Raw genomic sequence first — 14,549 nt, 5'->3', positions numbered from 1 at the left:
TCGCTACTCAGGCGTCGGAGTACTGCCGGACTGGGTCAAAGCCAGCAGCAAATCCTGGGCCGTCAAGGGCTCATGGTTGACCACAGGAGTCTCGGGCGGCAGCCGCTGCAAAAACTCCAAAGCCAGCTGCTTCATTTTTTGCGATCGCCCCTCATCGCCTTCTTGGCCGTAGATCAAGCTCAGCTCCAGATAGGCCGCCACCGCCTCCGGATCGAGGTAAATAACCCGCTTGAGAAACAGCTTCGCCCCGTCGCGATCGCCCTGCTCCTCGGCGATCGCCGCCAGCAGGTAGTAGGGCTCTAGGGCAAAGGGATCGAGGCCCAAAGCCGCCTGGCACGCCGCCGTTGCCAAATCATGCTCTCCCCGGTGAGCGTGGGCGCGCGCCTGCTCGATCCACTGCATCAGGGTGCTGGGCGCTGGGGGGGCGGCCTGGGGGGCCGGAGCAGACCGGCGGGGCAAAGGGGCCGCAGCGGGCGATCGCGCTGGGACCGCGCTGGGGGCCGGCGAGGCCACCATCGTCTCAGGGGCGATCGCCCCCGAACTGCGCTGATAGACCACCGACTCCGGCAGCATCCGCGTCTTGAACGCCCGCAGATCCTGGCCGTAGAGCTCCGTGTGCCCCACCATCAAATAGCCACCCACCCGCAGCGTGTGATAGAGCTTGGGCAGCACCCGCCCGATCGTCGGCTGATCAAAATAGATAAAAACATTGCGGCAGATAATCAAATCCATCTCCCACAGATGATTTTGGGGATTGGGAAACGAATCTTGCACCAAATTGTGAGGAACAAACTTCACCCAGCGCCGCACCCGATCATCGATCCGCCAGAGAGCCTTGTGATCCGCAAAGTACTGCTCCCGCAGCCTCGGCTCCACCAGCCGAAACGACCAGTCATTGTAGAGGCCCTCTCGCGCCCGATGGAGCGCCCCTTCATTGATATCAGTCCCCACCAGCGTGATGTCCCAGCGGCTGTGATTGGGCAGCAGCTCCATCAAGACGATCGCCAAAGAATAGACCTCTTCGCCGGTCGAGCAGCCAGCGCTCCAGATGCGCAGCGATCGCCGCTGGGCGTTTTGCTGAATCAGCTCCGGCAAAATCAGCTCCCGCAGCAGCCGAAACTGCCCCTGATCGCGGAAAAAATAGCTCTCCGTGATCGTCAGTAGCTGAATCAGGGTCTGCCATTCCTGCTGCGCCGCTTCCCAGCGCAGATCGTGGTTTGTCCCAGCGTCATGGTGTCGCGCCAGATCCAGAAGCTGGTAGTACTGCACTGCGCTCGGCAAACGGAGCGCCCGCACGCGAGCATCAATTTTTTTGTGCAGGTTCGTGCGATCTTCAGGCCGAATTTGTAGGCCGGTCTTGTGGGAAATCAGCTGAACAAAAGCCTGAAGCAGTGCGTTGTCCATTCAGCGAAAATCTCAGCGGGATAGGGTCCTTCTTACAATGCCCAAAACTGTTTTAGGCCTCACGATTTTGGTGATAAAAGTTATAAATATCGGGGGCTGTCGGTCCCTGACTTTGCCTCGCTTTGGGGCCAAATTGGCCCTCAAGACGAACGCCAGCAGAGGGGTGCTCAGATGCCGCCGCGATCGCCCAAAATGCAGCCCCGCGAACCCCACTTGGACAAAGCCCAGCCCCGGCGATCGCCGCGAAAATTTCAGCGCGACCGGGATGCCCCCACCAAAACTGGGCATAGTAAACCATGGTCCCTATCGCGCTCCTGTTGTCTGCCGGACCGGGCCAGCGCTTCGCCCTTGATGACCCTGGAAATAGCCCCGTGAGACCGCACAGTTCTTTGCAGGAGCTTCAGCGACTTCAGAAGCTCTATGAATACAACCTTCTAGATACGGATGCTGAGGCCTCGTTTGATAGCTTGGTGCAGCTCGCGGCGGAGATTTGTCAGGCGCCCATCGCGCTGATCTCCCTGATTGATCGCGATCGCCAGTGGTTCAAGGCCAAAGTCGGCGTGACCGTCCAGCAAACAGCTCGCGACATTGCCTTTTGTCCCCACGCCCTCGAGCAGGGCTCAATCTTGATCATCGAAGACGCCAGTCTCGATCCGCGCTTTGCCCACAATCCCCTGGTGCTGGGGGAGCCCCACATTCGCTTTTATGCGGGGACGCCGCTGATGACGCCCGACGGCTTCGGCATGGGCACGCTGTGCGTGATCGACCAGACCCCGCGCTCCCTAGATCCCCAAAAAATCAAGGCTTTGCAGGTGCTGGGGGAGCAGGTGGTCACCCAGATGGAGCTCCGGCTCAAGCTGGCCCAGGTGCAGGCAACCGAAGCCCAGCTCAAGAGTATTTTTGACAACGCCCTAGAGGGCATGTTTCAGATCACACCGGAGGGGCAGTACCTGACGGCCAACCCGGCCCTGGCCCGCATCTACGGCTATGGCTCACCGGCGGAACTGATGACGGCGGTGTCCCAGGTAGATGACCTCTATGTCGATCCCCATCGGCGGACCGATCTGCTGGCCCAGCTCGCGCGGCAGGGTGCAGTGCGCGACTTTGAGGTGCGGGTTTACCGGCGCGATCGCACAGTCACCTGGATTCGGGAACATGCCCGAGCGGTGCGCGACAGCGCGGGGCATCTGCTCTACTACGAAGGCTCGGTGGAGGACATCTGCGATCGCAAGCAGGCCGAAGCCGATCTGCAGCGCCAAACCCTGCGATCGCAGCTCTTTGCCGACATCACCCTGCGCATTCGCCAGTCCCTCGACCTCCACACCATCCTCCAGACCGCCGTCACCGAGATTCGCCACTTCCTGCACACCGATCGCGTCCTGATTTACCAATTTGACCCCACAGGCCGCGGCAGCGTCGTCGTCGAATCGGTCCAAGCGCCCTGGCCCGCCACCTTGACCGACGACCCCAGCTTCTGGGAAATCCCCAGCGACGACGCCCGCCAGGGCCACGTGCGCACCATCGAAGACGTTCCCTGTGCTACGCTACCCCCCGCCTATCAGGCCTTGCTGGCCCGCTTTGAGGTGCGCGCGAGCCTGCGGGTTCCCATTTTGGAGGGCACCCAGCTCTGGGGCCTGCTGATTGCCCACCAGTGCAGCACGCCGCGCGCCTGGACCCCCTTTGAGATCGACCTGCTGTGCCAGCTCGCCAACCAGGTAGGCCTGGCCGTCGCCCAGGCCCGTCTGCTCAGCCAGGAGCGCCAGCAGCGCCAGCAGCTCGCCCAGCAAAACCTGGCCCTCGAAGCCGCCCGCAAAGAAGCCGAGCGCGCCTCCCAGCTCAAGAGCATTTTTTTGGCGACCATGAGCCACGAAATCCGCACCCCCATGAATGCGGTGCTCGGCATGACGGGGCTACTGCTGGACACTGACTTGAACCCCGAGCAGCGAGACTACGTGGAGACCATCCAGGTCAGCGGCGACGCGCTGCTGACGCTGATCAACGAGATTCTGGACTTCTCCAAGCTTGAGGCGGGGGAGATGGAGCTCGAAATCTTGGAGTTCAACCCCAAGGACGCTCTGGAGGAGGTAGCGGACCTGCTGGCCCCCAGCGCCCACGCCAAGGGCCTGGAGATGGCGGTGTGGAGCGATCCTCAGCTGCCGCCCTGCTTGCTGGGGGATGTTAGCCGCCTGCGTCAGGTGCTGATCAACTTGGTGGGCAATGCGATCAAGTTTACGGCCCAGGGGGAGGTGGTGATTCGGGCGGCGCTGCTCCGCGCGTCGGCGTCGGAGGCACGGCTGGAGTTTTCGGTGAGCGACACGGGGATTGGGATTCAGCCGGAGGCCCAAAAGCGCATTTTCCAGCCCTTCTCCCAGGTGGATGCCTCGATGACGCGGCTCTATGGCGGGACGGGGCTGGGGCTGGCGATCTGTCGTCAGCTGACGGAGCTGATGGGGGGCGCGATCGGGGTGGAGAGCGAGTGGGAGCGCGGGTCGCGCTTTTGGGTGCGGCTGGGGTTTCAGGTGGGCGTGGCGAAGCCAGGGCCGCGCAAGCCAGAGGCGCTAGACCCTGGAAGCCTGGTGGGGGCGCGGCTGCTGGTGGTGGATGATAATGGGACGAACCGCCGGATCCTGCGGGAGCAGGCGATCGCCTGGGGTATGCAGGTGGAAGAGGCGGCAGGAGCGGCGGAAGCTTGGGCGATGATGCAGGGGGCGATCGCCGAAAATCAGCCGTACGATGCGGCAATACTCGATATGCTGATGCCAGAGATGAATGGCGAGATGCTGGGCCGCCAGATCAAAGCCGATCCGGTTCTGGCGTCGACGCCATTGATCATGATGACCTCCGTCAACCAATCGGGGCAGCGGCAGACGCTGCTGGATCTGGGTTTTGCGGCCTATCTAATTAAGCCGGTCAAGCAGGCGCGCCTGCTCCAGAGCCTCGTGCAGGCGATCGCCCCCAAACCTCCGGCGGAGTCCCGAGGCGCTTGGGGAGATCCTGCGACGGGCGATCGCCCTGCTGTGGGTTGCTACTTGGAGTCCTGGTCGTCATCCCCTCTGCCTTCACAATGGGCTATGCAGACAACAACCAAACCCAAAATCCTGGTGGTCGAAGACAGTGCCGTCAATCAGAAAGTTGCCCTCAAGCAGCTAGAGCGCTTGGGCTACGCGGCGGATGTGGCCGCCAACGGCCAAGAGGCCCTGCAAATGCTGGAGACCATTCCCTACGACATCGTGCTGATGGACTGCCAGATGCCGGTCCTCGACGGCTACAGCGCGACCCGGATGCTGCGCAGCCGCGAAGACGGTCAGCGCCACACCATCGTGATCGCCATGACGGCCAACGCCATGACCGAGGACCGCGACCTGTGTCTTGAGGCCGGGATGGATGACTATCTCTGCAAGCCAATTCGCATTGATGATCTGGGCCGCATGATCGATCGGTGGGTGCTTCCCTGCCAGATGCAGCCCCCCAGCCCCCTGCGCATTGATTGGGAGCATTTGCACCTGATTTCTGACGATAATCCGGAGTTTGAGCAGGAGCTGCTGGCCATTTTCGTGGAGGACGTGCACCAGCAGCTCAGCAAGGCGACAGAGGCGATCGCCGCGCGCAACCGCCAGCAGCTCGAAAGCATCGCCCACCACGTCAAGGGCGCCAGCGCCAATGTCGGCATCCTCGACATGCAGGCGATCGCCGCTACCCTAGAGCAGGACGTGCGCCAGGGCTACCTCGACAACGCCGTCCCCCTGCTCTACCAGCTCACGACCCTGCTCCAGCAGGTCCAAGCCCTCATTGACCAAAAGTCGCCCTAGCCCCCGGCCAGTCTGCCAGGGCAGCGCTGCGCTTTCTCAGAAATCCTTGAAAATGGCTGTGTAGCCCTTCTCTGTGCTGTTCGCTATGCCTGATATTTTGGTGATTGATGACGACCCAGCCATTCAGCTGCTGCTAAAGCGATCGCTGGAAAAACAAGGCTACAGCGTTCAGGTCGCCACCAATGGTCAAGACGGCATCGACTGCGCCCGCAAGACCCCCCCTTCCTTGATCCTCTGCGACTGGATCATGCCGGGGCTCGACGGCCTTGAGGTCTGCCGCCGCATCAAGGCCGACGCCGCCATGGCCGCCACAGGCTTTATTTTGCTCACCTCCAAAAGCGGCGTCGAAAATCGCGTCTTGGGCCTCGACACCGGCGCTGACGACTTTTTGTCCAAGCCCATCGACCTCACCGAGCTGACCGCCCGTGTCCGGGCTATCCTGCGCCTCTACCAGCTCACCCAGGAGCTCCAAGAAAAAAAGCAGCGCCTCGAAGCAGAGCTCAGCGAAGCCGCAGACTACGTGCGATCGCTCCTGCCCTCCCCCATGGACCGCCCCCTCCAGATCCGCTCCTGCTACATTCCCTCAAGCCGGCTCGGCGGCGACTGCTTTGACTACTACTGGCTCGATCCGGAGTACCTAGCCCTCTACCTCCTAGACACCGCTGGCCACGGCTTCAGCGCGGCCCTGCTCTCGATTTCTGTGCTGAACTTGATCCGCTCCCATTCCCTGCCCGGCGTCAACGTCTACCAGCCCAAGGAAGTCTTGCAGGCCCTCAACGAAGCCTTTCAGATGGAGGACCAGAGCGACAAATATTTCACCATCTGGTACGGCGTCTACAATCGCACCACCCGCCGGCTGATCTACGCCAGCGCGGGCCATCCTCCCGCGATTTTGATCACGGCCACTGACCATGGCCCCGAGGTACAGTCTCTGCGGACGCCAGGGCTGCCCATTGGCATGCTGCCGGAGGCGCGCTATGCCCATGATTTTTGTCAGGTTGCGCCGGGCAGCAGTTTGTTTCTCTTCAGCGATGGAGTGTACGAGATTCAGCGCTCAAACGGTGAGGTGTGGACCCTAGAGGAGTTTATTGCTCTGCTACAGCAGCACTGGGCCAATCCGGCTGCGGCAGTCGCGGAGCTGCCGGCCAAGATCGAGCAAATTACCCAGCGCGATCTGTTTGATGATGACTTTTCGCTGCTGCAGCTCAATTTGCCCTAGGCGATCGCCCCTTGCCCGCCGGCGCCAGCCTCAGTCGGTGGCGAGAACGGCTTCCTGGAAGGCTTGGCGGCTCTCGAAGCTCTCGAAGACCCGGTCCATGCTGGTCAGCTCAAAAAGCATCTTGATCTGAGCATTGGCTGAGCAGACAAAAAGCTTTTTGCCGCGCGATCGCGTCATTTTCAGGACAGCTACCAAGGCTCCGAGCCCTGAACTGTCAATAAAGGACACATCTTTGAGCTCAATCAGGACAACATCCGGCTGTTCGGCTAGCGCGTCACTCACGGCCTGACGAAAGGAGTTGACCTGCGTGCTGTCGAGAATGCCGGCGGGCTGTACAACTTTCACTGAAAGACTCATAGCGTCCAGAGGGGGAAAGGCTCGTCCTCTAGGATATCCGAATCTCTGAGGGCCAGTGGTGTCGCAAAAGCTGCGGATCTCGAGCGGATGCTCTTTGGCGGACCATTCCCCCAGGTTGGCGGATAGCGAATCTTGAGAACGAACGAAAAATTGCGATCGGGGATCAAAAAAGCCCTTTAAATTAACGTTAGGGGAGATAGCATCGGCGCGATCGCTGGCGCTGGCACACCGTCAATCTGGAGGCGCTGTCGCCCTCCAAACTGTCCGGAATCGCCGTCCTGGGGACCGGAAGCTACACAAGAATCTCCCTTGAGGAATGGGCTGAAAAACCCTTGGGCTCGGGGCTACAGCAGTCACCCCCTGACCCGATGGGCGGCCTAAACGCCCGACCTCGCCTCGTTAACTCAAAATTTTGGCCCACGTACCGCTCCCCTGGGGCATCTGGTGAGGAAGTGAAGAGTATGGCTCGTGGACTTTCGTTTTCGCCCGGTTTGGCCCGCAAGCGGGCAGTGACCGCAACACCGCCAAGCGCGCGATCGCTTCGGGCGATCGCCCTGTTGATCGCAGTGACAGCGCCCTTGATGGTGTGTACCTTCCGGCTGGCCCAGCTCCAGCTCATCGAAGGCAAGTACAACCGGCTGTTGGCCGAAGACAACCGCGTACGCTTTGTCCCCATTCCCGCCGATCGCGGCAACATCTTCGATCGCAACGGCAAACTCCTTGCCACCAACCGTCTGACCCGCGCTGTCTACCTGTGGCCTCGCCAGCAGAGCCCCGAGCAGTGGTACGCTAGCGCCCAGCGCCTCGGCAAAATCCTCGGCCTAGAGCCCCAGGAAATCCTGAAAAAGCTCGAAGAAGCCGGCTTTGCCTCCAGCCTGCCCGTGCGCATCACGCGGGACCTCTCCCCGACGGAGTTCATCGGCTTAGCTGAGTTCGCGGGCCAGATGCCCGGCCTCGAAATTCGGGGAGAGGCGGCGCGCAACTATCCCAACGGCTCCGTGGCAGCCCACATGCTGGGCTACATCGGCGAAGCGACTGCCGACGATCTCAAGGAGCACCCCGAATACCCCATGGGCATGCTCTTGGGCAAAATGGGCCTCGAGCGCACCATCAACAAAGTGCTCCAAGGCAAGTGGGGCAACCGCCTGGTTGAGGTAGATGCCGCTGGCAAAGAGCGGCGGATCCTGGGCTATCAGTCCCCGGTGGGCGGGGAGTCGGTCAAGCTGACGGTGGATATCGCCCTGCAAAAAGCAGCGGAAGCGGCCCTAGGCGGACGCCGGGGCTCTGTCGTGGTGCTGGATGCCAAAACCGGTGCGGTTCTGACCATGGTCAGCCACCCGACCTTTGACCCCAACCTCTTTACGCGCAAGGTGTCAGCGAGCGAGTGGGAACAGCTCCAGGCGAGCGATAATCCCTTCCTCAACCGATCGCTCCAGGGCTATCCCCCCGGCAGCACCTTCAAAATCGTGACGTCGGCGGCGGCCATGGGCTCGGGGCAGTTTTCGCCCGATTCGATGCTGGTGAGCAGCGCGGCGATCACGGTGGGCGGTATCAGTTTCCACGAGCACGGCAACAGCGGCTACGGCCTGATTGGGTTTCGCGATGCCCTGGCCTACAGCAGCAACACGTTCTTCTACCAAGTTGGCTTGGCGATCGGCCCAGAGCAGATTTCCAAGTGGGGTAAGGCCCTGGGCATTGGTGCGACCGACCTGTCGCTGCTGGGCCTCGATGGCGGGAGCCATGGCTCGCTGCCCACGCCCAAGGAGAAGCAAGAACTCTACGATGAGCCTTGGTATGCCGGGGATACGGTGACGATGTCGATCGGTCAGGGGCTAGCCCTGATGACGCCGCTAGAAATGGCGGTGATGGTGTCGGCGATCGCCAACGGAGGCTGGCGCGTCAAGCCTCACCTGCTAACAGCGCAGACCAACACGCCGCAGACTGCCCGCGAGAAAGTTGGCCTCTCACCGGAGGAGATCGCAGTCATCCGAGAGGGCCTGATCGCGGTTGTCCAAAAGGGCACAGCGCGTCAGCTCAACGACGGCACCATCCCCCTCACGGGCGGCAAGACCGGCACCGTAGAAGTCCTGGGTCAAGAGGACAACTCGATGTATGTGGGCTTTGCACCGGCCAACGATCCCAAAATTGCCATCAGTGTGGTGATTGAGGAAGGCGGCTATGGCGCGACATCAGCGGTGCCCGTTGCCCAGGCGGTGTACCGGGCCTACTTCAGTCAAAAACGCTAATCGTCTGCCCTCTGAAGCGGCGTAACTCCCGTCGGGAAACGCTGCTCTAGGGGTATGCACAAGCCATCGATTTATTCGGCAAGCTGACGCGAATTTGCAAAGGAAGTCTAAAAAGAGGCGATCGCCTAAAACCTTGCCCCTGCGACTCTGCTGGAGCTAGGCAAATGGGGCGATCGCTGCCCGCTGGCCCCATTTGCGTCCTGAGTTTTTGTCAGCTATTGGAAGAATTATTAAGTTATGTGTTCCATAACATTGCCCCCGCAGAGGAACGAGATTTATTGTTAAAATCGGTAACAAAGCTGAGAGCCAGGAAATAAAGCCGCTATGGGTCGTGTAGGCGTATTACTACTGAACTTGGGTGGGCCAGATCAGATAGAAGATGTGCGTCCCTTCCTGTTTAATCTGTTCTCTGACCCAGAAATCATCCGGCTACCTTTCCCGTGGCTACAGCGCCCCTTGGCCTGGATGATCTCCACGCTCCGAGTCAAGAAGTCCCAAGAGAACTACGCCCAGATCGGCGGCGGTTCTCCCCTGCGCCGCATCACCGAGGCCCAGGCCCACGCCCTCCAAGAGAGCCTGCAGCGGGTCGGTCAGGACGCCAAAATCTACATCGGGATGCGCTACTGGCACCCCTTCACCGAAGAGGCGATCGCCCGTCTCAAGCGCGACAGCATCGAAAAACTCGTCATCCTGCCCCTTTATCCTCAGTTTTCCATCAGCACCAGCGGCTCCAGCTTCCGGCTCCTCGAGCAGATCTGGAAGCAAGATCCCGATTTGCAAAAAGTCGAGCACACCGTTGTCCCCTCGTGGTACGACCAGCCGGGCTACGTGAGCGCCATGGCCCAGCTCATCCGCGAAGAAATCGACAAGTGCCCTGAGCCTGAAAAGGCCCACGTGTTCTTCAGCGCCCACGGGGTGCCGGTCAGCTACGTCGAAGAGGCGGGCGACCCCTACCAAGAAGAAATCGAGCAGTGCACCGAGCTGATCATGCAAAAGCTGGGTCGCTCCAACCCCCATACCCTGGCCTACCAGAGCCGCGTCGGCCCGGTGGAGTGGCTGCAGCCCTACACCGAAGATGCGATCGTCCAGCTGGCTGAGCAGGGCGTGCAGGACTTGGTGGTGGTGCCGATCAGCTTTGTCTCGGAGCACATCGAGACCCTCCAAGAAATCGACATGGAGTATCGGGAACTGGCCGAAGAGCACGGCATTCACGGGTTCCACCGCGTCCCCGCTCTCAACACCCACCCTGACTTTATTAATGGTCTGACGCAGCTGGTGACAGACGCCTTGGCCAGCCCGCCAACGGACCTGTCGCAGGTGATGCGCCCCAAAAAGCAGGTGAAGATGTATCCCCAGGAGCGCTGGGAGTGGGGCATGACCACGGCAGCCGAGGTTTGGAATGGTCGTCTGGCCATGATTGGCTTCTTTGCGCTGCTGCTGGAGTTGATTAGCGGCCACGGTCCGCTGCACTTTGCGGGGCTGCTGTAGCGATCGCCTCTCGCACGAACTCCCCCCAACCTTCTAAATGCCAAACCCCTCTTGCCACTAGGTAAGAGGGGTTTGGCGTGGTGTTTGGCAGCAGGCTCTAATCGGGGTCTTGCTTGAAGCGGCGAGGATTGCGGGAGTCTCGCAGATTGGGGCGATCGCCGTAGGCCGCCTGAGCCTGGTACCAGCGCCGCCACTCGTTGGTGCTGCGGATGGCCAGCCACAGCAGCAGCAGCGCGATCACGCCGCCCTGGCGGGGCGCATCAAAGGCAAAGAGCGTCAGGGCAATGCAGAGGCCGTCCTGGGCAAAGATGGCCCACAGCGGCAGCCCCTGGAGCCGGTAAAACCAGCCCACCTGGACCAGTTGCAGCACCAGCGCGAGCAGGCCGCTCAGGACCCCCATGATCAAAATCATGGGCGCTTCGCGATCGGTAAATTCGGCGATCGCCACCCCCAAGATCGTGCCGGCGATGGGACTGAAAATCAGCTGGATGATTTGCAGCGTGCGCTGACCCAAAAGCTGCTTGGACCCAAGCAGCTCAAACAGTGACCAGCTAACCAGCACTCCCAGCACCACCCGCGGGGGAATCAGCGACAGGAGGGGGGCCTGGGCCCAGATCGTTTCGCCGTAGAGCAGGCCAATGACCAGCAGAGGAAGGGCAACCCGCAGGCCTGCGGCAGCGGAGGCAGAAAGGGCAGCAAGGAGGGCAATCATAGAAACCAGAAATGAGCTGAGGTGCGATCGCGGTCAACCAGAAACCAAGGTGTTAATATGCGGGCTCATTGAGACTGGAGATTGCTGACGTCTCTGGCGCCCGCAGTGGCGGCATCGACCCTGCAGACATACTTTTAGTGTGGCACTGTTTCCTCGCTTCGGAAGCCCTCCAGACGGGTTAATGCTGCCCCGAACGCTCACAAGCGATCGCCCCCTAGCTTTCTGACGCCTCGCTACCCCAAGGTTGTCTCACAGGGGCATATTAAGTTTTTGGAGAAACTATGACACCCTTTTCTCCATCTACTAAATTGAAATAGAGGGGTTTTAAGTTGATCCCTGATAGTTTTAAGCTCAATTAATCGATTTATCGCCACACGTCATCGATGCAAAGAGAGCAAAATCTACCTTCATCACTCAAGCGTTAATTCTCAAACCAAAATTCCCTATTGAGCACCAAAATTTTGGCTTTGAGTGCTTGACTTTTACGCAGATTCTGGACTAAGGCATCGACTTTGGTCAAAGCGCGATCGCTCACGTGAATAGGCTTTGGGAGTTTAAAGGTATGTCTGAATCTTTGTTGGCTGATGCCAGTCAGCGGCTGGAAAATGCCTTGAAATACGTCAAGATTTCCGAAGATGCCATCGAGCGTCTGAAGTATCCCAAGGCCAGCATCAGCGTTTCGATTCCGGTACGCCTCGATAACGGTTCACTGCGAATTTTTCAGGGATATCGGGTGCGCTACGACGACACTCGCGGCCCGACCAAAGGCGGCGTGCGCTACCATCCCAACGTGTGCATGGACGAGGTCCAATCCCTGGCCTTTTGGATGACCTTCAAGTGTGCGGCCCTCAACTTGCCCTTTGGCGGCGGCAAGGGCGGCATCACCCTCAATCCCAAAGAGCTGTCGCGGATGGAGCTCGAGCGCCTCAGCCGGGGCTACATTGACGCGATCGCCGACTTCATTGGCCCCGACGTGGACATCCTCGCCCCCGACGTCTACACCAACGCCATGATCATGGGCTGGATGATGGACCAGTACAGCATTCTCCAGCGCAAGCTCTGCCCCGCTGTCGTCACCGGCAAGCCGATCACCATCGGCGGCAGCGTCGGCCGCGATACCGCTACAGCCTTGGGAGCCTTTTTTGTCATGGAGGCCATGCTGCCCAAGTTTGACCGACGGCCCCAAGAGACCACCGTCGCGGTCCAGGGCTTCGGGAATGCGGGGGCGATGCTGGCCGAGCTGCTGTGGCAAGCAGGCTACAAGGTAGTGGCGGTGAGCGACTCCAAGGGCGGCATCTACGCGCCCCAGGGCCTCGATATTCCGAGCATTCGCCACTACAAAGAGGCTAGCCGCAGCATTCAGGCGGTGTACTGCAAAGATACGGTGTGCAACATCGTCGAGCACACGGTGATCACCAATGAAGAATTGCTGGAGCTGGATGTTGATGTCTTGGTGCCAGCGGCCCTCGAAAACCAGATCACCAGCGCCAACGCCGATCGCATTCGGGCGCGCTACATTTTCGAGGTGGCCAATGGTCCGATCACGTCGGCGGCGGATCGGGTGCTGGAGGCCAAGGGCGTCTACGTTTTTCCGGACATTTTGGTGAATGCGGGGGGCGTCACGGTGAGCTACTTCGAGTGGGTCCAAAACCGCAGCGGCCTCTACTGGACCCTAGACGAGGTGAATCAGCGCCTCAAGCAAAAGATGCTCGACGCGGCCGAGCCGATTTGGGCGATCGCCCGTGACCAAGGAATGCCGGTGCGCACAGCGGCCTACGTCTACGCCCTCGAGCGCCTCGAAGAGGCAATCCGCACCAAAGGCACCCGCGACTACTACCTCAATGGCCATTAACCAGCGGCCCCTAGCGCCTTGGGCGACCCGCTCCCATTCAGAAATTTAAGTTTGCCCTGATTCGGAAGATCATCTTCCCACCCCAGCCTGCGATCGCAGGCTGTTTTTTTTGTGGAGTTTCTGGCGGGGCTAGCGGCACCGATCGCGGGTGGGATGGAGCGATCGCCGCGAAACTTGCTCTAATTTAAAGCGTTGCTCACCTCCAAAAAGACGATGGTTCTCACTCCCTCTACCATGCTGGCCCTGGGAACATCCGCGCCGGACTTTGCCCTTCCCGACGTCGTCTCCGGCCAAACCATCTCCCTGGCCACCTTCCAAGAAAAGAGTGCCTTGCTGGTGATGTTTCTTTGTCGCCACTGTCCCTACGTCAAGCATGTGCAGGCGGAGCTAGCCCAGCTCGGCCGAGACTATGTCAACTCGCCCCTCGGCATTGTGGCGATCAGCGCCAACGACGCCCAAAACTACCCCGCCGACGCCCCCGAGCGCCTAGCGGAGATGGTGCGAGAGCAGGGGTTCAATTTCCCGCTGTGCTACGACGAATCTCAGGCCGTAGCCCTGGCCTATACGGCAGCCTGCACGCCCGATTTCTTTCTCTTCGATCGCGGGCGATCGCTGGTATATCGCGGCCAGCTCGACGACAGCCGCCCCAGCAACGACCAGCCCCTGACTGGCCAAGATTTGCGCCGGGCCATCGATGCGGTCTTGGCGGGCCAGCCCGTCAGCCCCGATCAAAAGCCCAGCATCGGCTGCAACATCAAGTGGAAACCGGGCCGTGAACCAAGATACTGAGGGAGCCGTCTGTATAGGAAGCACTTGGGTGCAGTGTGTGTTTCTGTGTCGGCTGAGGTTAGGGGGCGATCGCCCCGTGGGAGCGACTCTGTCGCTCTCTCAACCTCATCAAGCGATATCCCAAAGACAGACCGGGCTGTAAAAACAAAAGCACTCCGGCCAAATTGTTGTGAAAAACGAAAATCTGGGCTAAATCGTAGACAATGCCCTCATTTCATCACAAAGAGGCATTTCTAGCGCCCATGGAAGCTAGAGGTTTCGCACAATCACGTAATAGTGACCCAGGCCTTTCTTAAGCAAAACTTCAGCAAGAGAAACCGGTAGCGTGATAGGCGAAAAAATGAGTCCCAGGCTCAAGACAATCCAGGATATCGGATCGTCTTTGGCGGCTTCTTCATCGCTTAGAAAGGCTCCGATCCACCAGATTGCAGCGATCGCCGTAATGATTAAGTAGCCAAGACAGAGAATATCAGTCACAACGCTTCACCGACTCCTAAAGAAGGATCGTTTTCTCTATTGTTGACGAGGAATTGGAGGGATTCATCAGACGAAATACGCAAACTCTTCAGCGATTGATCACGCTGTCAATGCGTACAAAGGTATAAAAAAGCCCGCGCTCCTCCAGCGTGCCACTGCTCCCAGGACTACTCTCTAGGGAATTTTTCTTTATCCG

The 14,549-nt window shown here is 59.9% G+C and carries 11 protein-coding genes; 6 read left to right on the top strand and 5 right to left on the bottom strand.

Annotation, left to right across the window (positions count from 1 at the left end):
- Positions 1–3 precede the first annotated feature (3 nt).
- Positions 4–1,404 (bottom strand): CheR family methyltransferase, encoded by a 1,401-nt coding sequence (locus GEI7407_RS19775; protein WP_015173717.1) that lies wholly within the window; start codon positions 1,402–1,404, stop codon positions 4–6.
- Positions 1,405–1,456: 52 nt separating this feature from the next.
- Positions 1,457–1,702, bottom strand: a complete 246-nt coding sequence (locus GEI7407_RS20815) for a hypothetical protein (protein WP_081587342.1) — start codon at positions 1,700–1,702, stop codon at positions 1,457–1,459.
- Here GEI7407_RS20815 and GEI7407_RS18360 point away from each other — a divergent pair.
- Both GEI7407_RS18360 and GEI7407_RS18355 read left to right on the top strand, forming a co-directional pair.
- A complete protein-coding gene (locus GEI7407_RS18360) occupies positions 1,701–5,213 on the top strand; it encodes a response regulator (RefSeq protein ID WP_015173716.1) in 3,513 nt (1,170 codons plus the stop codon). The two genes, GEI7407_RS20815 and GEI7407_RS18360, sit on opposite strands and share 2 nt — an antisense overlap.
- 85 nt (positions 5,214–5,298) lie before the next feature.
- The gene (locus GEI7407_RS18355; RefSeq protein WP_015173715.1) at positions 5,299–6,432 is read left to right on the top strand and encodes a PP2C family protein-serine/threonine phosphatase; all 1,134 of its coding nucleotides are present in this window, start codon (positions 5,299–5,301) and stop codon (positions 6,430–6,432) included.
- Positions 6,433–6,462: 30 nt separating this feature from the next.
- Here GEI7407_RS18355 and GEI7407_RS18350 read toward each other — a convergent pair whose 3' ends face one another.
- Complete coding sequence (locus GEI7407_RS18350; protein ID WP_015173714.1) at positions 6,463–6,789, bottom strand: STAS domain-containing protein; 327 nt, start codon at positions 6,787–6,789, stop codon at positions 6,463–6,465.
- 461 nt (positions 6,790–7,250) lie between these two features.
- Here GEI7407_RS18350 and mrdA point away from each other — a divergent pair, with 461 nt between their 5' ends.
- On the top strand, positions 7,251–9,035 hold the full coding sequence (gene mrdA / locus GEI7407_RS18345; protein WP_015173713.1) for a penicillin-binding protein 2: 1,785 nt from the start codon (positions 7,251–7,253) through the stop codon (positions 9,033–9,035).
- Between the two features lie 324 nt (positions 9,036–9,359).
- Complete coding sequence (hemH, locus tag GEI7407_RS18340; protein ID WP_015173712.1) at positions 9,360–10,523, top strand: ferrochelatase; 1,164 nt, start codon at positions 9,360–9,362, stop codon at positions 10,521–10,523.
- Between the two features lie 97 nt (positions 10,524–10,620).
- Here hemH and GEI7407_RS18335 read toward each other — a convergent pair whose 3' ends face one another.
- Positions 10,621–11,235, bottom strand: coding sequence for a DUF4126 domain-containing protein (locus GEI7407_RS18335; RefSeq protein WP_015173711.1), 615 nt, complete (start codon positions 11,233–11,235; stop codon positions 10,621–10,623).
- Between the two features lie 562 nt (positions 11,236–11,797).
- Here GEI7407_RS18335 and GEI7407_RS18330 point away from each other — a divergent pair.
- Together GEI7407_RS18330 and GEI7407_RS18325 are read left to right on the top strand one after the other, a co-directional pair.
- Positions 11,798–13,087 carry a Glu/Leu/Phe/Val dehydrogenase gene (locus tag GEI7407_RS18330; RefSeq protein ID WP_015173710.1) on the top strand — a complete coding sequence of 430 codons (1,290 nt, stop codon included), beginning with the start codon at positions 11,798–11,800 and terminating at the stop codon, positions 13,085–13,087.
- 213 nt (positions 13,088–13,300) lie between these two features.
- Positions 13,301–13,876, top strand: a complete 576-nt coding sequence (locus tag GEI7407_RS18325; RefSeq protein ID WP_015173709.1) for a thioredoxin family protein — start codon at positions 13,301–13,303, stop codon at positions 13,874–13,876.
- A gap of 249 nt (positions 13,877–14,125) precedes the next feature.
- Here GEI7407_RS18325 and GEI7407_RS18320 read toward each other — a convergent pair whose 3' ends face one another.
- On the bottom strand, positions 14,126–14,353 hold the full coding sequence (locus tag GEI7407_RS18320) for a hypothetical protein (RefSeq protein WP_015173708.1): 228 nt from the start codon (positions 14,351–14,353) through the stop codon (positions 14,126–14,128).
- Positions 14,354–14,549 lie beyond the last annotated feature (196 nt).

This window comes from Geitlerinema sp. PCC 7407, assembly GCF_000317045.1.
Lineage (GTDB): Bacteria > Cyanobacteriota > Cyanobacteriia > PCC-7407 > PCC-7407 > PCC-7407.
Note: the sequence above shows the minus strand (reverse complement) of the source record. Positions and strands in the feature narration are given on the sequence as shown.